Here is an 18,387-nt window from a genome sequence, read left to right as displayed (position 1 = left end):
CGTGATGCCCGGCACGGCACGCGCAGCGGCCCGCGCCCACTACCCTGGACCCGTGACTATTCGCCTGTACGACACCAGCGCCCGGCAGATCCGTGACTTCACCCCGCTCACGCCGGGCTGCGTCTCGATCTACCTGTGTGGCGCCACCGTGCAGGCGGCCCCGCACATCGGGCACATCCGCTCGGGCCTGAACTTCGACATCATGCGCCGCTGGTTCGCCTACCGCGGCTACGACGTCACGTTCATCCGCAACGTCACCGACATCGACGACAAGATCATCTCCAAGTCGGCCGAGCAGGGCCGGCCCTGGTGGGCCATCGGCTACGAGAACGAGCGGGCCTTCGCCGACGGCTACACCGCCCTCGGCTGCCTCCCGCCCACCTACGAGCCGCGGGCCACCGGCCACGTGACCGAGATGGTCGAGATGATGCGCGGCCTGATCGAGCGCGGCCACGCCTACGAGGCCGACGGCAGCGTCTACTTCGACGTCCGGTCGTGGCCGGCGTACCTGGAGCTGTCCCGGCAGGACCTGGACGACCTGCGCCAGCCCTCCGAGGAGGGCATCACCGGCAAGCGCGACCCGCGGGACTTCGCGCTGTGGAAGGCGACCAAGCCCGGTGAGCCCGACTGGGAGACGCCCTGGGGCCGCGGCCGGCCCGGCTGGCACCTGGAGTGCTCGGCGATGGCCCACAAGTACCTGGGCAGCGCCTTCGACATCCACGGCGGCGGCCTCGACCTGATCTTCCCGCACCACGAGAACGAGATCGCGCAGGCCAAGGCGTACGGCGACGACTTCGCCCAGTACTGGGTGCACAACGCCTGGGTGACCCTGAGCGGCGAGAAGATGTCCAAGTCGCTGGGCAACAGCGTCCTGGTCTCCGAGATGGTCAAGCAGTGGCGCCCGATCGTGCTGCGCTACTACCTCGGCACCCCGCACTACCGCTCGATGATCGAGTACAGCAAGGAGTCGCTGCGCGACGCCGAGGCCGCGTTCGGCCGCATCGAGGGCTTCGCCCAGCGGGTCGTCGAACTCGTCGGCGAGACCGTCGAGCCGGCCGCCGAGGTGCCGCCCGCCTTCGCCGAGGCGATGGACGACGACCTGGGCGTCCCGCAGGCCCTCGCCGTCGTGCACACCACCGTCCGGCAGGGCAACAGCGCCCTCGCCGCCGACGACAAGGATGCGGCGGTGGCCCGGCTCGCCGAGGTCCGCGCCATGCTCGGCGTCCTCGGCCTGGACCCGCTCGACCCGCACTGGGCCGGCGAGGCCGACGCCGGCGAGGACCTGCACGGCGTCGTCGACAGTCTCGTACGGCTCGTGCTGGACCAGCGCGAGTCGGCGCGCGGCCGCAAGGACTGGGCCACCGCGGACGCGATCCGCGACCAGCTCCAGCAGGCCGGGCTCGCCATCGAGGACAGCCCGCAGGGTCCGCGCTGGACCCTCGGTCCGCGGTAGCGGACCGCACACGAGTGTGCCGCCCGGCCCGCCGGGCGGCACACTGGCACTCACGTACGTTCACCCGCTTCACGAAGACAGGTAGGTCATGGCCGGGAACAACCGCCGCATGTCCGGCAAGAAGGGCGCGCAGGTCGGCAGTGGCGGCCAGCGGCGCCGGGGCCTCGAGGGCAAGGGGCCGACGCCCCCCGCCGAAATGCGCAAGGGCCACGTCAAGCAGCGCGCCGCGCAGGCCAAGATCAAGCGCGCGCAGGGCGGCCGTGCCCCGCAGCGGCGCGGTGGCGGCCGCTCGGCCTCCGAGCTCGTCGTCGGCCGCAACCCGGTCGTCGAGGCGCTGCGCGGCGGCGTGCCCGCGACGACGCTGTACGTCCAGCAGTTCATCGACAACGACGAGCGGGTGCGCGAGGCGCTCCAGCTCGCGGCCGAGCGCGGCGGCATCAACCTCATGGAGGCGCCCCGCCCCGAGCTGGACCGCATGACCAACGGCCTCAACCACCAGGGCCTGGTGCTCCAGGTCCCGCCGTACGAGTACGCCCACCCCGAGGACCTGGCCGACGCCGCCGCCGAGGCGGCCGAGGACCCCCTGATCGTGGCCCTCGACGGGGTGACCGACCCGCGCAACCTCGGTGCCGTCGTCCGCTCGGTGTCCGCCTTCGGCGGTCACGGCGTGGTCGTGCCCGAGCGGCGCGCGGCCGGCATGACCGCCGGCGCCTGGAAGACGTCCGCGGGCACCGCCGCCCGTACGCCGGTCGCGCGCGCCACCAACCTGACGCGCGCGCTGGAGGCGTACAAGAAGGCGGGCGTCGTCGTGGTCGGGCTCGCCGCGGACGGCGAGGTCGACCTCGGCGAGCTGGACGCCCTCGGGGGCCCGGTCGTCATCGTCGTCGGCAGCGAGGGCAAGGGCCTGTCCCGGCTCGTCGGCGAGACCTGCGACTACCGGGTGCGCATCCCGATGCCGGGCGGCGCCGAGTCCCTCAACGCCGGTGTGGCGGCGGGCATCGTGCTCTACGAGGCGGCACGCCGACGGGTCTGAACACCTGTCCGGCAGGCCGCCCGTACGGGTCGATTCCGGCGGGTTGTGCGGGAGCAGGGCAACCTTGACGGGGTCCGGACAGATCGGACCGGTCAAAGCAGTGTCCTAACCACACGTCACTCGGTTAGATGAGTGTGGACACCAGAACACCCCGCACACCCACGGGGGACCGCTCGTCGGATCTCGACGACGCTCCCGCGCTGAGCATGGTGAAGGTGCCGAGCGATCCGGCGCAGATCATCGTCAATCACGCCAGTTTCCGCGTGCTGCTGGGCGCCTCGTCGTGGCGCGCCTCCTCCTCGCGGATCGCCCGGCCCGTGAGCGCCGCCCAGGACACCGCGCGCACGCCCGGCTCCGCCGAGGCCGCCGCCGTCGCCCGGCGCCGGCCCGTCGTGTGGAGCGGCCAGACCGCCCCGGACGACACCGGCGCCCACCGGCTGCTCCAGGCGGTGCGGGCGGGCAGCGTCGGCCACGGCGAGGACGGCCGCGCCGACGCCGGCGCCACCCAGGTCATTCCGCGCGTCGACGTCGGCGGCTACGACGACGTCACCGCGCAGACCCTGGAGACCCCGGTCGTCGGCGCCCAGCGCAGCCACGGCGACGGCGGCCAGCGGCTGCTCCCGCCGATGCGCACGGTCGGCAGCGCGTACGACGACACCGGCGCCTACGGCGCCTACGACGGCGGCGCGCTGTCCGAGACGGCGGCGTTCCCCGGAGCCGGGTACGCCGACGCCGACCGCGACGACCCGGACGCCCCCGGCGCGGCGGCGCGCGGCAAGCGGCACGGCGACGACCCCGCGCGGCACGCCTACTACCCCGGCCGCCGGATGAACCTCGGCGTCGTCCTGCTCCCGCTGCGCGTCTTTCTCGGCTTCATCTCCCTCTACGCCGGCATGGGCAAGCTGTGCGACCCCGTCTACTTCGACGGCGGCAAGCGCGGCTCCATGGTCAAGTGGCTCAACACCCTGCACCCGTGGGAAGTGGCCGAGCCCCTGCGGCAGTTCGCGCTGCACCACCCCATCGGCTCGGGGCTCGTCATCGCCTTCCTCCAGGTCGTCGTCGGTGTCCTCACCGTCCTCGGCTGCTGGCAGCGGGTCGCGGCGGTGGTCGGCGCGCTGCTCTCCGCCGCGCTCATCGTCACCGTCAGCTGGAAGACCGTCCCGGTCTACGACGCGCCCGACATCATCTACCTCGCCGCCTGGTCGCCGCTGATCATCGCGGGCGCGCCCGTGTACTCGATCGACGGCCGGCTCGCCGCGAGCGCCTGGCGGCGCCTCGGCCCCCGCTCCGAGTTGTGGGAGCTGCGCCGGTACGTGCTGCGGCGGGGCGCCCTCGTCACGGCGGTCACCGTCGGCCTCACCCTGCTCGTCGGCTCGCTGCTCGGCGGCGCGGTGCGGGACTCGGACCGGGTCGTCGTGCCCGGGCCCGGCGAGGCCCCGCGCAACGAACTGCCGGGGACCCCGCTGCCCGGCGAGCCCGGCAAGCACCGGGCGAGCCGCAAGCCGGCCGCGTCGGCCTCCCCGACGCAGGGCGCCACCTCGGAGCCGTCCGCCGGGGAGGACCGCGAGGACTCCGGCGCCCCGCGCGACGAGGACACCTCGAGCACCGGCGCACCCAGCCAGACGCAGGGCACCGTCGGCGACGACAGCCCGCCCGAGCAGTCCTCGCCGGTCCAGGAGGCGCCGAGCACGTCCTCCGGCCCGACGTCGGGCGGCTCCTCGGGCGGCGGCGGCTCGACGGGCGGCGGCAGTGGCTCGGACGGCGGCTCGTCCCACTCGGACCGCCCGGGCCTGGTGGGCGGTCTGCTGGGCTAGCGGAACGCGTCTTGCACACGGCAGAGGACCCCGCACCTTTCGGGTGCGGGGTCCTCTGCCGTGGGCTGTCGTGGGGCGGGAGCGGCGCGGGTGCCCCTCGGTGTCAGCGGCCGAGGGCGGCCAGTTCCTTGGCGGCCTCGGTCAGGTCCTTGGCGGTGTCGATGGCCCGCCAGTAGGCGCCCTGCGGGATCGGGAAGCCGGCCAGGCGCAGCTCACGGGCGAGGCGCGGGAACGTGGTGCGCTCGTGGTCGCCGCGCTCCGGCAGCAGGTCGGCGAACGCCGGGGAGAAGACGTAGACGCCCGCGTTGATCTCGAAGGTCGACGGCGGCGCCTCGATGAAGTCCGTGATGTGGCCGAAGCCGTCGGTCTGGACGGCGCCCCAGGGGATGCGGGGCCGGGCGAGGGCGAGGGTGGCCACCGCGTCGCGCTCGGTGTGGAAGTCGGCCATGTCCCGCAGCGAGAAGCGGGTCCAGATGTCGCCGTTGGTGGCGTACCAGGGCCGGTCGGGGTGCGGCAGGTGGGCGGCGGCGTACTTCAGGCCGCCGCCGCGGCCCAGCGGCTCGTGCTCGACGACCGTGGTGACCTTCAGCGGCAGGTCGGCCGTCGCGAGCCACTGCTGGAGCACCTCGGCGAGGTGGCCGCAGGAGACGACGACGTCCGTGACGCCCTCCTCGGCGAGCCAGCCGAGCTGGTGACCTATGATCGGCGTCCCCGTGCCGGGGATCTCGACCATCGGCTTGGGCCGGTCGTCGGTGTACGGGCGCAGCCGGGAGCCCTGGCCACCGGCCAGGACGACGGCTTGTGTCGGGCGGGACGCGGCGTGCGGATGGGTCATGACGGCACTGTACGTGGCGCCGCGCGGGCGCCTGAGGCCGGGAACCGGGTCCGCCGGCGGCCGTCTTGGTGGGCGCCGCTCCGGGCCCGTGCAGGTCGCGTGCGGGCCTTTCCCGACGGTGGCCGTGACCGTCGTCGCCGACGACGGTCACGGCACGGGCGGTACCTCACCTCTGACCACGGCCGTACGCCTGCGCCGTGGGCTCAGCTGTGGGCCGCGAGGACGCCCGAGGCGAAGGAGGTGTCGCACACCGGGCGGGCGTACGACTGCGCACGGGTGGGCCCGTAGACGCGGACCGCGGCGCGGCCGAGGGCGCGGGCGATGGAGGCGCAGTGCCGCGCGAGCGACGGCTTGCCGTTGACCGCCTCCTGGAGGTGGGTGAGCGCGGTGCCCGGGTCCTTCTCCTGGAGCTCGGTGAGCAGCCGGTCGCGCAGCACGTCCTGCGGGGCGCGCGGGGCGGTGTGCTTGGCGTCGCCCGCGGCGGCGACGTCGGACGCGGCGAGCACCGAGTCCGCCGGGTTCCCCGACCAGTTGACGCGGGTCACCGCGAGGGTCCCGGAGAGCACCAGGACGACGGGCAGGACGAGCGCGAGGGTGCGGCCGATGTGGCGGGCGGGGCCCTGGCCGCGTCGCGTTGCGGGGGAGGAGCTGGAGTGCTTCACGGAGTGCTTCACGCGAGTGAGGGTAGCGCCCGGTAGTGATTTGGCGACATTGAGTCACCCGGTCGGGGGATGAACCCGTGCACCTTTTTGGGTAGTGGGTTGACGGGTACCGCTCGGAACGCCGGTTCCACCGTGGTGTCGGAGCGGCGGGGAGACACAGCGGAAGGGCCCCGCAGCACGCGTGCTGCGGGGCCCTTCCGGTTGCCCGCGGGGAGGCGGGCCGACGGTGTGGCGGCCGGTGACGTCAGTCGGAGAGGCGCGCGCCCGTGGAGGTCGAGAACACGTGGGTCTCGCCCGAGCGCGGTACGACGTTCAGCGTGCTGCCCTTCTCCGGGACCTCACGGCCGCCGACGCGGACGACCAGGTCCTTGGCCTCGCCGCCGACCTGCGCGGTGCCGTAGACGAACGCGTCGGAGCCCAGCTCCTCGACGACGTTGACGACGACCGCGACACCCGTGGCCGGGTCGGTGGTGACGTCGAAGTGCTCGGGGCGGACGCCGACGGTGACGGTCTTGTCGGTGGCGGAGGACAGGGCCTCGCGCTGCACCGGCACGACCGAGTTGCCGAACTTCACGCCGCCGTCGGTGATCGGGACCTCGACGAGGTTCATCGCCGGGGAGCCGATGAAGCCGGCGACGAAGAGGTTCGCCGGGCGGTCGTACATGTTGCGCGGGGTGTCGACCTGCTGGAGCAGGCCGTCCTTGAGGACCGCGACGCGGTCGCCCATGGTGAGGGCCTCGACCTGGTCGTGGGTGACGTAGACCGTGGTGATGCCGAGGCGGCGCTGCAGGGACGCGATCTGCGTACGCGTCGAGACGCGGAGCTTGGCGTCCAGGTTGGACAGCGGCTCGTCCATGAGGAAGACCTGCGGCTCACGGACGATGGCGCGGCCCATGGCGACGCGCTGGCGCTGACCGCCGGAGAGCGCCTTCGGCTTGCGGTCCAGGTACGGGGTCAGGTCGAGGATCTTGGCGGCCTCCTCGACCTTCTGCCGGATCTCCGCCTTGTTGACGCCGGCGATCTTGAGCGCGAAGCCCATGTTGTCGGCGACCGTCATGTGCGGGTAGAGCGCGTAGTTCTGGAACACCATGGCGATGTCCCGGTCCTTCGGCGGCAGGTGGGTGACGTCGCGGTCGCCGATGCGGATGGCTCCGCCGTTGACGTCCTCCAGGCCCGCGAGCATGCGCAGGGAGGTGGACTTGCCGCAACCGGAGGGACCGACCAGGACGAGGAACTCCCCGTCGGCGATCTCGATGTCCAGGGCGTCGACGGCGGGCTTGTCGGAACCCGGGTAGATCCGGGTCGCCTTGTCGAACGTGACAGTGGCCATGGTGAATGGGCCCCCTTCTACCGGCAGGAACGTGCCGGACGATCCGTTGTAGGAAGGTGGTTGGTGTAGTCCACACGAGTGAACTGGGTCAGGACGGTACCTGCCATTCACCCGCCCTGTCAGTACCCGGAGGACTGTGAACTTCGGGGAAATTCTCGCCGGGCCCCCCGGACGACCTGGGTACACTGCACGGGCACGCGTCCTACGGACCCGCGCACGCCTCCTTAGCTCAGCTGGTCAGAGCACCGCTCTTGTAAAGCGAAGGTCGTCGGTTCGAATCCGACAGGGGGCTCCGCCGCACAGCGGCACGAACGCCCCGGCCGGTGATCGGTCCGGGGCGTTCGGCGCCGTACCCGTCCTCAGCCGGTGCCGCCCAGGTCCAGCACCTTGGCCTGGTCCGGGGGGTGCACGTCCAGTGGCTCGTCGAAGGCACTGAACGACGTGGTGGTGTCCATCTCGGCGTCTTTGTAGACGACCTTCAGGAGGTAGGGCCTGCCCTCGGTGGCGACGTAGAAGGTGTAGGCGCCGGACGTCGCGTCGGTCACCTCCAGGGACATCGCCGCGACGCCGTCGATCTCGGTCGGCCGGCCCTTCTTCACCTTGCCGAAGGACGCGAACGGATGCGTGCACTGGGAGAGCCCGTCCCCCTCCCGCGACGCGCTGACCGGGGTTCTGGCCCAGAAGCCCTGCTCGCCTGTGCCGGCCACCGAACGGCTCCACTCCTCGACGTAGGTTCGGTTCGGGCGGACGTAGTCCGTGCCGTCGATCCGGATCTGGTCGAGCCTGGCACCCGTGTCCGAGGTCAGCTCGAACGCGCACGTGCCCTTGAGATCGGTCGTCAGCCTGCTGGACAAGTCACCACCCGTGGTCGACCTGGTGACCGAGTCGATGGTGACCGACCTCAGGCCGCGCATCGTGGCATTTGCCTCGTCGAGCATCTGATCGGCGGCGGGAGGTGGCTCGCTCGTGCCCCCGCCCGCGCAGCCCGTCACGGCGCCGGCCATGACGCAGCACGCCAGGACCGTCGTCACGGCAGTAGGTGTCGTTCGCACGAGAGCCCCCCTCAGGTCTGAACGCGATCATGCCAGGGGACTCGCCGCAGTCCCGAGGAGGGTGCCGCACGGGCGTGCGAAACTGCTGCGGCGGAGTCAACGTGCGAAGCTCTCGGGGGAATTGGCGATGTCGCCGTCGTTTGCAGTCGTCCTGCTGCCGATCGTGCTGCTGGTGGGAGGACTGTGGCTCGCGGGTGTCGTTCTCGGCCTGCACGGTGTGCTGCTGGGCAGGCTGCCGGGTGCATGGCTACCGCGTCATGTCCGGCAGCCGAGACTGTGGGGAGCGGGAGCTCTGTTCGTCGCGGCCGGTGGCCTAGCCCGCCCGTCACTGGTCGTCATCGGGCTCGGTCTCATCGCCTTGGGCCACGTCCTGAGACGGACGCCGTGACCACTCGACAACGAGGTCGTGAGGGCGTGCGGCCCGACACAGCGGCCCCGTCATCGACTCTGCCTGACGCCAGTACAAGCGATGAGCGACTGCGCATCTGCAGAGAGGAAGAGCATGTAGACCCATTGGCCGTCCGGTGACGTGACCTGTCCGAGCCGGATCGGTGACGGGTGGGAGTCCAGGAGCTCCACGGCTCGCTCGAGCCCGAGTGTTTCCTGCCCCGTGCGCTGCGTGAGCCCAAGACGGCGGCGATAGATCCTGGCGAGCGACTCGGAGGCCGTGGTCCCCTCCCAGACGACGCCCACGCCACCGTCGAGCAAGGCGGCCCGGGCCAAGGCCGTCACCTCCGAGCCGTCCTGGAGGAGGTCGGCTATGCGGTGCTGCTCCATGCCGATACTCCGGGAGGGGACGGCGGCTGATGTCCCATGCTGACATTGAGGGCGTCCACAGCTAACAAGTTTCAGCCGGTCTTGGCGCGAGTGCGGGGAACTTTCCTATGACTTACCGGTTCACGGCGCAGGTCGCTTGTGGGTTCGATGATCCCGGTCGGGACGACTGCGTGATGGCAGGTGTGGCCGAGTCGGACGACGAGGGTGGGTTCTCCCTGCTGTTCATGTGTGGCTTCGAGGCGCCCGACGCCCAGGACGTGTCCTTGGGGATGGACACCCACTGCCTTGTCACGCCCGACCAGGGCACCGCGTACGGCTGTGTGCGTGGGGTGGAACTGGACGGCGACGTGCTGCGGGTGACGTTGGATCCTTCGGCATTGCACGCGCTCGGGTTGGCCGACCCCGTCGTCGAGGTCCTGCTGCGGGCACCGGCCGTCGACGTGGCACGCATGCGTGCGGTGCTGCTGCGCGTCGTGGCGTACGGACGCCCCGGGGCGCGCCCGAGCGTGGTCGGCCTATAGCGCGGGGCGGATCAGTGGCGGCCCGCGATGCGGTTCGCTGCCGTTGCCAGGCGGGACGTGCCCGGTGTGCGGAGGGATTCTTCGCGGTGGTCCGCCGTGCGGTACGTCGCGTACAGGGTGTGGACCGCCAGCCAGCGGAGGGGTTCCGGTTCCCAGCGGCGGACCTTGTGGTGGACCCAGGGGAGGGTGGTGAGGTCGGTGGGGGTGTCGGTGAGGACCAGGTCGCGCAGGGTGCGGGCGGCCAGGTTCGTGGTGGCCACGCCCGAGCCGACGTAGCCGCCCGCCCAGCCGAGGCCCGTGGCGCGGTCGAGGGTGACCGTGGCGCACCAGTCGCGCGGGACGCCCAGGACGCCCGACCAGGCGTGCTCGACCCGGGCGCCGGCGAGGGCGGGGAAGAAGGCGGTGAGCACCTCCCGCAGTGCCTCGATGGTGGCTTCCTGCGTGCGGCCGTCGTTGTCCGTGCGGGAGCCGAAGCGGTACGGCACGCCCCGGCCGCCCAGCGCGATGCGGCCGTCAGCAGTGCGCTGGGCGTACATGTAGGCGTGCGCCATGTCGCCCAGCGTCGCGCGGTCCTCCCAGCCGATCGCCGCCCACTGCTCGTCGGTGAGCGGCTCGGTGGCGATCATCGAGGAGTTCATCGGGAGCCAGGTGCGGCGCTGGCCCTTCAGGTCGGCCGTGAAGCCCTCGGTGCAGCGCAGCACGTAGGGGGCGCGGACGGTGCCGTACGGGGTGACCGCGTGGCGCGGGCGGATCTCCGTGACCGGGGTCGACTCGTGGATCGTCACGCCCAGCGCCTCGACGGCCGCCGCCAGCCCCTTCACCAGCTTCACCGGGTGCACCCGGGCGCCGTGCGGCGTCCAGGACGCGCCCACCGCGTCGGCGACGCGGATGCGGGCCGCGGTCTCCGTCGCGTCGTACAGCTCGCGGTCGTGCTCGCCGTAGGACAGCTCGTGGGCGTGGAAGGCCTTGAGGCGGGCGAGCTGGGCGGGGGTGCGGGCGACCTCCAGGACGCCGCCGCGGTGCACGTCCGCGTCGATGCCCTCGGCCGCGGCGACCGCGATCACTTCGTCGACGGTGGCGTTCATCGCCCGCTGGAGGCGTACGGCGGCCTCGTGGCCGTGCAGCTTCGCGTAGCGGTCGCGGCCGGCGATGCCGTTGTAGAGCCAGCCGCCGTTGCGCCCGGAGGCGCCGTAGCCGCAGAAGCTGCGCTCCAGGACGGTGACGCGCAGGGAGGGATCGGCCTTCTTGAGGTAGTACGCGGTCCACAGGCCGGTGTAGCCGCCGCCCACGATCACGACGTCGGCGTCCGCGTCCCCGGGCAGCGGCGGGCGCCGGTCGGGCAGGCCGTCGTGGGCGTACCAGAAGGAGATGCCGCCGTTGACGGGGCCGCGTGCCGAGCTGTCCATGGGCGGACGTTAGCCCCTGGGGACGGGGGCTGTCTCCTTCGGATTCCGTACCGCCGTACGGCCCCTGACCAGCGGATAACACCCCAGTCCGACCAGTACGGCGACGAAGTGGCCGACGTCCGTGAAGGTGGGTCCGCTCGTCAGCGGCAGGACGTGGACCAGGAGCACGCCGGCCAGGTAGCCGTACCGCCAGGGGGTGCGGATCTCGTACGTGAGCACCGCGACGACCCCGGCCAGCGCGTAGCTCACGCCGATGTCGAGCGCGTTGTACTCGGAGTGCGGTGCGACGCCCCGCTCGATCGCCCACAGCAGCGCGCCCTCGCTGATCAGCGTGGCGAGGACGTGCGCGAGCGCGCACACCAGCAGCCAGCGGGCGGTGCCGAGCCGGCGTTCGGCACTCGCGTGGAAGACGGTGTAGAGCACGGCGTACGGCAGCCAGCGGCCGCCGTCGATCCACATGGCGCTGGCGACCAGGACCCGCACCGGGTTCTGGGACAGCTCGTGCAGGTTGGTGGACCGCTGGCGCAGGAAGTCCTGCTCGAACTCCGGCGACATGTGGTGCAGGGCGACCGTGGTGACGAACAGGACGCCGAGCCACAGGTACGTGCCGGGCGCGCTGCGGACGTACGACCGCACCGCCGCGAGGGCCCGGGGGACACGCCTGTGCCGTTTCATCCCCGTCAGTATCGTCCCGGGGGCCTTCGCGGCACCTGTCGAGCCGGGTCGGCCGGGGGTCAGACCACCGGCTCCGGGACCGCCTCCTCCTGCCGTGCCCCGTGCCTCGGCGGCCCGGTCGTCACCAGGAGCACGGCGACCAGCCCGGCCAGGAGCATGACGCCGGCGGCCCACCACAGGGCCACCGTGTAGCCGTGCACGGTGCCCTCGGCGACGACCTGCGCCCGCCGGGCGGGGTCGCGCAGGTGGGCGGTGACGTAGCTCGCGGCGCTGGTCGTGGCGATGGTGTTCAGCAGGGCCGTGCCGATCGAGCCGCCGACCTGCTGGGAGGTGTTGACCGTGGCGGACGTGACGCCGGAGTCGCGCGGCGCGACGCCCGCGGTGGCCGTGGAGAACACCGGCATGAACGTCAGGCCCATGCCGAGGCCCATCAGCAGCAGGGCGGGCAGGATCTCCGTGGCGTAGGACGAGTGGACCGTCATCCGGGTGAGGATCAGCATGCCGCCCGCGGCCAGGACCATGCCGGGCCCCATCAGGGCGCGCGGCGCCACGCGCGGCAGCAGCCGGGCGGAGATCTGGGTCGAGCCGATGATGATCGCGACGGTCAGCGGCAGGAACGCCAGGCCCGTGCGGACCGGCGAGTAGGCCAGGATGACCTGGAGGTAGTAGGTCATGAACAGGAACAGGCCGAACATGCCGATGGTGGCCAGCCCCATGGTGAGGAAGCAGCCCGCCCGGTCGCGGTCGCGGACGATGTGCAGCGGCAGCAGCGGGGACTTCGCCCGGGTCTGCCACCACACGAACACCGCCAGCAGGGCCACGCCCCCGGCGAGCAGGGCCAGCACCAGCGGGTCCGACCAGCCGCGGGGCTCGGCCTCGCTGAAGCCGTAGACGATCGCGACGAGGCCGCCGCAGCCCAGCAGGACGCCGGGCACGTCCAGGCGGGCGTCGGCGTGGCCGGGGCGGTCGTGCAGCAGCGCGAACGCGCCGAAGACCGCGACGGCCGCGATCGGCACGTTGACGTAGAGGCACCAGCGCCAGTTCAGGTACTCGGTCAGCAGGCCGCCGACGATGAAGCCGATGGCGGACCCGGAGCCGGCGAGGGCGCCGTAGATGCCGAACGCCTTGCCGCGCTCCTTCGGGTCGGTGAAGGTCGTGGTGAGCAGGGACAGCGCCGAGGGGGCCAGGACGGCCGCGAAGACGCCCTGGAGGGCGCGGGCGGCGAACAGCATGCCGTCGGTGGTCGCCGCGCCGCCGATCGCGGAGGCCACGGCGAAGCCGATCAGCCCGATGACGAACGTCCGCTTGCGGCCCGCCAGGTCGGCGATGCGCCCGCCGAGCAGCAGCAGGCCGCCGAAGGCGAGGGTGTAGGCGGTGATCACCCACTGGCGGTTGCCGTTGCTCATGCCCAGGTCCTCCTGGGCGGAGGGCAGGGCGATGTTCACGATGGTGGCGTCGAGGACGACCATGAGCTGCGCCAGGGCGATGACCACCAGGCCCCACCAGCGGCGGGGGTCGGTCGCGGGCTCCGTCGGGGGTTCACCTGTGTGGGTGACACTCATCCGCCCAGAAGACCACGTATCGGGACGAGGTGCATCTTCGGGACGGCCCTTGGCCGGGGGCGCCGGTCACGGCTCCAGGACGACCTTCCCGACCGTCCCCCGGCCCTGGAGGGCGCGGTGCGCGGCGGCGGCCTCGGCGAGCGGGAAGCGGGTCACGGCGGGGACGAGGCGGCCCGCGGCGGCCTCGGCCAGGGCGCGCTCCTCGAGGGTGCGCAGCGGGTCGGGGCCGCCGACCCTGCTCAGCATGGCGGGGCCCAGGACCTGCTCCGAGACGCCGTCCACGAGGTACCCGCGGCCGCCGACGACGCCCTCGGCCGACCAGCCGAAGACCAGGTGCCGCCCGCCCGGGCCGAGCAGGGCGACGGCCTCGCGGGTCACTTCGCCGCCCACCCCGTCGAAGACGACCGTCGGCACCCGGCCGCCGAGCCCGGCGCGGACCGTGCCGGGCCAGCCGGGGTCGCGGTAGTCGACGGCGAGGTCGGCCCCGGCCGCCCGCACCCGGGCGACCTTCTCCGGTCCGCCGGCCAGGCCGACGACGGTGGCGCCGGCGTTCCTGGCGTACTGCACGAGCAGGGTGCCGATGCCGCCGGCGGCCGCGGGCACCAGGACCACCGCGTCGGGGCCGAGGTCGGTGAACCCGGCGATCCCCAGCGCCGTACGGCCCGTGCCGATCATGGCGACGGCGGCGGCGAGGTCGAGGGGACCGGGGACCTCGTGCAGGTGCGCGGCGTCCGTAACGGCCAGCTCGGCGTAGCCGCCGGGGGCGAAGCCGAGGTGGGCGACGACGCGCTTGCCGAGCCAGCGGGCGTCGGTGCCCTCACCGAGGGCGTCGACCACGCCGGCGACCTCGCGGCCCGGAACGGTGGGCAGCTCCGGGAGCGCGGGGGCCGGGCCCCGCACCCCTTCCCTGAGGGCCGTGTCGAGCAGGTGCACCCCGGCCGCGGCGACGGCGACGCGGACCTGGCCGGGTGCGGGCCGCGGGTCGTCGACCTCCTCGTACCGGAGGTTCTCGGCGGGGCCGAAGGCGTGGAGGCGGATGGCGTGCATGGGGTCCCCCTGGGTGGCCGGACGGCCGGTGGTCGACGACTGGTGCCTGCGGGGGCCCGCCGCGGTGGCGGTTCCCCGTACGCCGCCAGCCTCCGACCTCAAGCACGCTTGAGGTCAAGATCCCGGGCGCGCGGGTCTGAGGGGCGGTCCGCGTGCGGGTCGAGGGGCGGTCCTCGCGCGGTAGGGGCGGTCGGCGCGCACGTCGGGGCGTTGTCAGTGGCTCCGTGCAGGATGGGCGCATGACGAGCGCGAGGACCGGTCCCGGACGCGGTGGTGTGAAGGGGGCGCGGCGGCCCCAGGTGCGGCTGCCCGCGCTGGAGGAGTTCGGGGGAGCGGAGCTGGAGCCCGACGGGGACTACGACGGGCTGGAGTTCCGGGAGCGGGACCTGGCCGGGCAGGAGGGCGGCGGCGCCCGCTTCATGGACTGCGCGCTGCGGGGGTGCGCGCTGGACGGGACCGGGCTGCGGCACGCGCGGTTCCTGGACTCGGTGCTCGCGGGTGTCACCGGGGTGGGCACCGACCTGGCGGAGTCCACGCTGCGCGACGTGGAGCTGACGGAGGCCCGCCTGGGCGGCACCCAGCTCTACGGCGCCGTCCTGGAGCGGGTGCTGGTGCGCGGCGGCAAGATCGACTACCTGAACCTGCGTCAGGCCCGGCTGAAGGACGTCGTCTTCGAGGGCTGCGTCCTGGTGGAGCCCGACTTCGGCGGGGCCCGACTGGAGCGCGTCGAGTTCGTCGACTGCGCCCTGAGGTCGGCCGACTTCACGGCCGCGACGCTCAAGGACACGGACCTGCGCGGCGCGACCGAGCTGTCGGTGGCGGGCGGCGTCGACCGGCTGTCGGGCGCGGTGATCAGCACGGGTCAACTGATGGACCTGGCACCGGTGTTCGCGGCGGCGCTGGGGGTCAGGGTGGAGGACTGACGACGGACGCCGGGCGCCGGGCGGACGCGGGCTCCCCCGGAGGCACGCCCCCCGCTCACCCCACCCGCGGGAACCGGGCCTGGAGCGTCCAGATCGCCGGGTTCTCGCCCAGGTCCTCGTGCAGGTCGACCAGGTCGGCGAGGAGGTCGTGGAGGAAGTCGCGGGCCTCGCGGCGCAGTTCGGCGTGGGAGAAGGAGAGCGGCGGCTCCTCGGCCGGCATCCAGTCGGCCTCGATGTCCACCCAGCCGAAGCGGCGCTCGAACAGCATGCGGTCGGTGGACTCGGTGAAGTCCAGCTCGGCGTGTTGCGGGCGGGAGGCGCGGGAGCCCGCCGGGTCCCGGTCGAGGCGCTCGACGATGTCGCACAGCGCCCACGCGAAGTCCAGCACCGGCACCCATCCCCAGGCTGTGGACAGTTCCCGGTCCGACGTGGTGTCGGCGAGGTAGACGTCACCGCAGAACAGGTCGTGCCGCAGCGCGTGGACGTCCGCGCGCCGGTAGTCCGTCTGCGGGGGGTCGGGGAAGCGGTTGGAGAGGGCGTAGCCGATGTCGAGCACGTCAGTGATGGTGTCATGCCCGCATAGGATCGCGGTCGTGTCCTTTTCGACGCGCCTTGTCCGCTCCGGCCCGGCCGTTGCCGCCGCCTTCGCCCTCTGCGTGCTCACCCTCACCGGGTGCGACGACGACGGGCGCGGCGACGCGGGCGCCCCCGGCGTCGGCGACCCCTACTTCCCCCTGGCCGGGAACGGCGGCTACGACGTGTCCCACTACGGCCTGACCCTGAGCTACGACCCCGGGGCCGGCCGTCTCACCGGCAAGGCCGTCGTCACCGCCCGCGCCACGCGCGACCTCGCCGCCTTCGACCTGGACCTGGCCGGCCTCGACGTGCGGGACGTCACCGTCGAGGGCCGGCGCGCCGGGGTCCGCCGCAGCGGACAGGAGCTCACCGTCCGGCCGGCCGAGGCCCTCGGCGCCGGGGAGACCTTCGAGACGGTCGTGCGCTACTCGGGGCGCCCGCGCACGCTCACCGACCCCGACGGCTCCCACGAGGGCTGGCTGCCGACCGCGGACGGCGCGCTGGCCCTCGGCGAGCCGGTCGGGAGCATGGCGTGGTTCCCGGGCGACCACCACCCGTCCGACAAGGCGTCCTACGACCTGACCGTCACCGTCCCGGAGGGGCTGACGGCCGTGTCCAACGGGCAGCTGACCCGGGCCACGACCTCCGGCGGGCGGACGACCTTCACCTGGCACACCGCCGAACCCATGGCGAGCTACCTGGCCACCCTCGCGATCGGCCGGTACGAGGTGCGGCGCTCCACCACCGGCGGCGGGGTGCCGGTGTACACGGCCGTCGACCCCGACCAGGCCGAGGACAGCCGGGCGGTGCTCGCCCGGCTGCCCGAGGTCATGGACTGGGCGGCGTACAACTTCGGGCCGTACCCCTTCTCCTCCACCGGCGCGGTCGTGGAGCGCCCCGAGGACGCCGAGTACGCCCTGGAGACCCAGAACCGGCCCGTCTTCCCCGGCGCCCCGGACACCGGCACGCTGGTGCACGAGCTGGCCCACCAGTGGTTCGGGGACTCGGTGACGCCGCGGACCTGGCGGGACATGTGGCTCAACGAGGGCTTCGCGACGTACGCCGAGTGGCTGTGGGACGAGGACCACGGCGGCGACAGCGCCCAGGACACCTTCGACACCCTCTACGACGAGGGCGAGGACGGCGACGAACACCTCTGGGACTTCCCGCCCGCGAAGCCGCCGGGCGCCGCGCACGTCTCCGGCCGGCCGGTGTACGCGCGCGGCGCGATGGTCGTCCACATGATCCGCCGGACCGTCGGCGACGACGCCTTCTACGACCTGGTCCAGGGCTGGACCGCCGCGCACCGCCACGGCACGGCGAGCACGGCCGACTTCACGGCCTATGTGGAGCGGCACGCCCCGGACGAGGACTGGGCGCCGATCTGGAAGACCTGGCTGTACGGCAAGGCCAAGCCCCCCACTGCTTCCGCAGCACCGTGCAGGGGCGGTTGTGCCGGAGGTCGCGGCGGTGGGCGACGGGTGCGTAGCCGAGGGCGGTCCAGAAGGCCAGGCCCTTCGGGTTGGCGTCCAGGACGGCCAGCCGTACGGCGCTGCGGCCCGCGGTGCGGAAGCGGTCCTCCACCGCCTCGGCGATCCGGCGCCCGAAGCCGCGGCCCTGCACCGCCGCGTCGACCAGCAGCAGCCCGATCCAGGGGTCCGGGTCGGCCGGGTCGGGGTGGTGGGCCAGGGTGACCACGACGCCGACGAGCCGTCCCTCGGAGCGGGCGAGCTCCACCGCCACGTGCGGGTTCGCCAGCTCGTCGGCCAGCTCGGCCGCCACCTGCTCCGGCCGGATGTCGTCCGGGTCGGGGAAGTCGCCGCTGAGCGCCTGGAAGACGTGGTCGGAGGCGTAGAGCGCGGTGAGCTCGGTCAGGACGGCGGGCGGGATGTCCCGGTCCGGGGTGAGGGGCAGGGGCTCCAGGATCACGGGACGACCTTTCGCGGGGACAGGCGGAGCCCCCGGCCGTGGCGCACCGCGGCCGGGGGCTCCCGCCGGACCGGCCACGACGGCCGGCCGGACTGCTCAGACGTTGACGCCGAAGTCCTGGGCGATGCCGACCAGGCCGGAGGCGTAGCCCTGGCCGACCGCGCGGAACTTCCACTCGGCGCCGTTGCGGTAGAGCTCGCCGAAGACCATGGCCGTCTCGGTGGCCGCGTCCTCCGACAGGTCGTAACGGGCGATCTCCGCGCCGCCGGCCTGGTTGACGATGCGGATGTAGGCGTTGCGGACCTGGCCGAAGTTCTGCGAGCGGTTCTCGGCGTCGTAGATGGACACCGGGAAGACGATCTTGTCGATGTCGGCCGGGAGGGCGGCGAGGTTGACGTTGATCGCCTCGTCGTCGCCCTCGCCCTCGCCGGTGCGGTTGTCACCGGTGTGGACGATGCTGTTGTCCGGGGTCTGCTTGTTGTTGAAGAAGACGAAGTGGGCGTCGGAGTAGACCTTGCCCTGGGTGTTGACCGCGATCGCGGAGGCGTCGAGGTCGAAGTCCGTGCCGGTGGTGGTGCGGACGTCCCAGCCGAGGCCCACGGTGACGGCGGTCAGGCCCGGAGCCTCCTTGGTGAGCGAGACGTTGCCACCCTTGGACAGGCTTACAGCCATTGTTGGGAGTCCCTTCCCTCGTTCCGCGTGCGCGGCGGTGCCTTACGGGGCTTCGTACGGGCACGAAGCTACATCTACCCCTATGAACGCCGTGAGGGGGCGCGAAGGTTCCGCCCGGCT

The 18,387-nt window shown here is 72.9% G+C and carries 17 protein-coding genes, 1 tRNA gene and 1 pseudogene; 7 read left to right on the top strand and 12 right to left on the bottom strand.

Features of this window, described 5'->3' with window-relative positions; all coding sequences use genetic code 11:
- Nucleotides 1-52 precede the first annotated feature (52 nt).
- The 3 genes from cysS to AQJ30_RS17335 all read left to right on the top strand — a co-directional run bounded on the left by cysS (nucleotide 53) and on the right by AQJ30_RS17335 (nucleotide 4,300).
- The gene (cysS, locus tag AQJ30_RS17345; RefSeq protein ID WP_067234472.1) at nucleotides 53-1,453 is read left to right on the top strand and encodes a cysteine--tRNA ligase; all 1,401 of its coding nucleotides are present in this window, start codon (nucleotides 53-55) and stop codon (nucleotides 1,451-1,453) included.
- 88 nt (nucleotides 1,454-1,541) lie between these two features.
- The gene (rlmB, locus tag AQJ30_RS17340) at nucleotides 1,542-2,486 is read left to right on the top strand and encodes a 23S rRNA (guanosine(2251)-2'-O)-methyltransferase RlmB (RefSeq protein WP_067234469.1); all 945 of its coding nucleotides are present in this window, start codon (nucleotides 1,542-1,544) and stop codon (nucleotides 2,484-2,486) included.
- 128 nt (nucleotides 2,487-2,614) lie between these two features.
- The gene (locus AQJ30_RS17335) at nucleotides 2,615-4,300 is read left to right on the top strand and encodes a DoxX family membrane protein (RefSeq protein WP_079084105.1); all 1,686 of its coding nucleotides are present in this window, start codon (nucleotides 2,615-2,617) and stop codon (nucleotides 4,298-4,300) included.
- A gap of 103 nt (nucleotides 4,301-4,403) precedes the next feature.
- Here the strand turns inward: AQJ30_RS17335 and AQJ30_RS17330 are convergent, their stop codons facing one another.
- From AQJ30_RS17330 to AQJ30_RS17320, 3 genes are all read right to left on the bottom strand, one after another.
- Nucleotides 4,404-5,135 (bottom strand): nucleotidyltransferase family protein, encoded by a 732-nt coding sequence (locus AQJ30_RS17330; protein ID WP_067234464.1) that lies wholly within the window; start codon nucleotides 5,133-5,135, stop codon nucleotides 4,404-4,406.
- Nucleotides 5,136-5,338: 203 nt separating this feature from the next.
- Nucleotides 5,339-5,809 (bottom strand): hypothetical protein, encoded by a 471-nt coding sequence (locus AQJ30_RS17325; RefSeq protein ID WP_245726967.1) that lies wholly within the window; start codon nucleotides 5,807-5,809, stop codon nucleotides 5,339-5,341.
- 232 nt (nucleotides 5,810-6,041) lie between these two features.
- Nucleotides 6,042-7,127: an ABC transporter ATP-binding protein gene (locus AQJ30_RS17320; protein ID WP_067234461.1), complete on the bottom strand. Its 1,086-nt coding sequence runs from the start codon at nucleotides 7,125-7,127 to the stop codon at nucleotides 6,042-6,044.
- Nucleotides 7,128-7,345: 218 nt separating this feature from the next.
- On the opposite strand from AQJ30_RS17320, the gene AQJ30_RS17315 reads away from it, so the two are divergent.
- Nucleotides 7,346-7,419, top strand: a tRNA-Thr gene (locus AQJ30_RS17315).
- A gap of 67 nt (nucleotides 7,420-7,486) precedes the next feature.
- On the opposite strand, the gene AQJ30_RS17310 is transcribed toward AQJ30_RS17315, so the two are convergent.
- Nucleotides 7,487-8,158 carry a LolA-like protein gene (locus AQJ30_RS17310; RefSeq protein ID WP_245726966.1) on the bottom strand — a complete coding sequence of 224 codons (672 nt, stop codon included), beginning with the start codon at nucleotides 8,156-8,158 and terminating at the stop codon, nucleotides 7,487-7,489.
- A gap of 459 nt (nucleotides 8,159-8,617) precedes the next feature.
- Complete coding sequence (locus AQJ30_RS17305) at nucleotides 8,618-8,956, bottom strand: hypothetical protein (RefSeq protein ID WP_067234458.1); 339 nt, start codon at nucleotides 8,954-8,956, stop codon at nucleotides 8,618-8,620.
- 107 nt (nucleotides 8,957-9,063) lie between these two features.
- Between AQJ30_RS17305 and AQJ30_RS17300 the strand changes: the two genes are divergently transcribed.
- A complete protein-coding gene (locus AQJ30_RS17300) occupies nucleotides 9,064-9,477 on the top strand; it encodes an Imm10 family immunity protein (RefSeq protein ID WP_067234457.1) in 414 nt (137 codons plus the stop codon).
- An 11-nt stretch (nucleotides 9,478-9,488) separates the two neighbouring features.
- On the opposite strand, the gene AQJ30_RS17295 is transcribed toward AQJ30_RS17300, so the two are convergent.
- The 4 genes from AQJ30_RS17295 to AQJ30_RS17280 all read right to left on the bottom strand — a co-directional run bounded on the left by AQJ30_RS17295 (nucleotide 9,489) and on the right by AQJ30_RS17280 (nucleotide 14,167).
- Entirely contained in the window at nucleotides 9,489-10,883 is a 1,395-nt protein-coding gene (locus tag AQJ30_RS17295; protein WP_067234454.1) for an NAD(P)/FAD-dependent oxidoreductase, read from the bottom strand.
- Nucleotides 10,884-10,892: 9 nt separating this feature from the next.
- Nucleotides 10,893-11,558, bottom strand: coding sequence for a rhomboid-like protein (locus AQJ30_RS17290; RefSeq protein ID WP_211278999.1), 666 nt, complete (start codon nucleotides 11,556-11,558; stop codon nucleotides 10,893-10,895).
- Nucleotides 11,559-11,617: 59 nt separating this feature from the next.
- Nucleotides 11,618-13,120: an MFS transporter gene (locus tag AQJ30_RS17285; RefSeq protein ID WP_067234450.1), complete on the bottom strand. Its 1,503-nt coding sequence runs from the start codon at nucleotides 13,118-13,120 to the stop codon at nucleotides 11,618-11,620.
- Nucleotides 13,121-13,186: 66 nt separating this feature from the next.
- Entirely contained in the window at nucleotides 13,187-14,167 is a 981-nt protein-coding gene (locus tag AQJ30_RS17280; protein WP_067234448.1) for a zinc-binding dehydrogenase, read from the bottom strand.
- Nucleotides 14,168-14,406: 239 nt separating this feature from the next.
- Between AQJ30_RS17280 and AQJ30_RS17275 the strand changes: the two genes are divergently transcribed.
- Nucleotides 14,407-15,090 (top strand): pentapeptide repeat-containing protein, encoded by a 684-nt coding sequence (locus AQJ30_RS17275; protein WP_067234445.1) that lies wholly within the window; start codon nucleotides 14,407-14,409, stop codon nucleotides 15,088-15,090.
- 55 nt (nucleotides 15,091-15,145) lie between these two features.
- Here AQJ30_RS17275 and AQJ30_RS17270 read toward each other — a convergent pair whose 3' ends face one another.
- On the bottom strand, nucleotides 15,146-15,646 hold the full coding sequence (locus AQJ30_RS17270; protein ID WP_067234442.1) for a hypothetical protein: 501 nt from the start codon (nucleotides 15,644-15,646) through the stop codon (nucleotides 15,146-15,148).
- A 7-nt stretch (nucleotides 15,647-15,653) separates the two neighbouring features.
- On the opposite strand from AQJ30_RS17270, the pseudogene AQJ30_RS17265 reads away from it, so the two are divergent.
- A pseudogene (locus AQJ30_RS17265) lies at nucleotides 15,654-17,084 on the top strand (M1 family metallopeptidase); the annotation flags it as partial.
- On the opposite strand, the gene AQJ30_RS36975 reads toward AQJ30_RS17265, so the two are convergent.
- Together AQJ30_RS36975 and AQJ30_RS17260 are read right to left on the bottom strand one after the other, a co-directional pair.
- A complete protein-coding gene (locus AQJ30_RS36975) occupies nucleotides 17,002-17,448 on the bottom strand; it encodes a GNAT family N-acetyltransferase (protein WP_245726979.1) in 447 nt (148 codons plus the stop codon). The pseudogene AQJ30_RS17265 and the gene AQJ30_RS36975 overlap by 83 nt on opposite strands.
- 243 nt (nucleotides 17,449-17,691) lie before the next feature.
- Nucleotides 17,692-18,267, bottom strand: a complete 576-nt coding sequence (locus AQJ30_RS17260; protein WP_067234440.1) for a TerD family protein — start codon at nucleotides 18,265-18,267, stop codon at nucleotides 17,692-17,694.
- Nucleotides 18,268-18,387: the final 120 nt, after the last annotated feature.

The sequence above is a fragment of the Streptomyces longwoodensis genome (genome assembly GCF_001514125.1).
GTDB lineage: Bacteria > Actinomycetota > Actinomycetes > Streptomycetales > Streptomycetaceae > Streptomyces > Streptomyces longwoodensis.
Note: the sequence above shows the minus strand (reverse complement) of the source record. Positions and strands in the feature narration are given on the sequence as shown.

Coding starts and splice junctions, on each gene's coding strand:
- AQJ30_RS17335 (WP_079084105.1), top strand. CDS start 2,615: ATGAGTGTGGACACCAGAACACCCCGCACACCCACGGGGGACCGCTCG.
- AQJ30_RS17280 (WP_067234448.1), bottom strand. CDS start 14,167: ATGCACGCCATCCGCCTCCACGCCTTCGGCCCCGCCGAGAACCTCCGG.
- AQJ30_RS17300 (WP_067234457.1), top strand. CDS start 9,064: ATGACTTACCGGTTCACGGCGCAGGTCGCTTGTGGGTTCGATGATCCC.
- AQJ30_RS17285 (WP_067234450.1), bottom strand. CDS start 13,120: ATGAGTGTCACCCACACAGGTGAACCCCCGACGGAGCCCGCGACCGAC.
- AQJ30_RS17330 (WP_067234464.1), bottom strand. CDS start 5,135: ATGACCCATCCGCACGCCGCGTCCCGCCCGACACAAGCCGTCGTCCTG.
- AQJ30_RS17290 (WP_211278999.1), bottom strand. CDS start 11,558: ATGAAACGGCACAGGCGTGTCCCCCGGGCCCTCGCGGCGGTGCGGTCG.
- AQJ30_RS17320 (WP_067234461.1), bottom strand. CDS start 7,127: ATGGCCACTGTCACGTTCGACAAGGCGACCCGGATCTACCCGGGTTCC.
- AQJ30_RS17305 (WP_067234458.1), bottom strand. CDS start 8,956: ATGGAGCAGCACCGCATAGCCGACCTCCTCCAGGACGGCTCGGAGGTG.
- rlmB (WP_067234469.1), top strand. CDS start 1,542: ATGGCCGGGAACAACCGCCGCATGTCCGGCAAGAAGGGCGCGCAGGTC.
- AQJ30_RS17260 (WP_067234440.1), bottom strand. CDS start 18,267: ATGGCTGTAAGCCTGTCCAAGGGTGGCAACGTCTCGCTCACCAAGGAG.
- AQJ30_RS17295 (WP_067234454.1), bottom strand. CDS start 10,883: ATGGACAGCTCGGCACGCGGCCCCGTCAACGGCGGCATCTCCTTCTGG.
- AQJ30_RS17275 (WP_067234445.1), top strand. CDS start 14,407: ATGACGAGCGCGAGGACCGGTCCCGGACGCGGTGGTGTGAAGGGGGCG.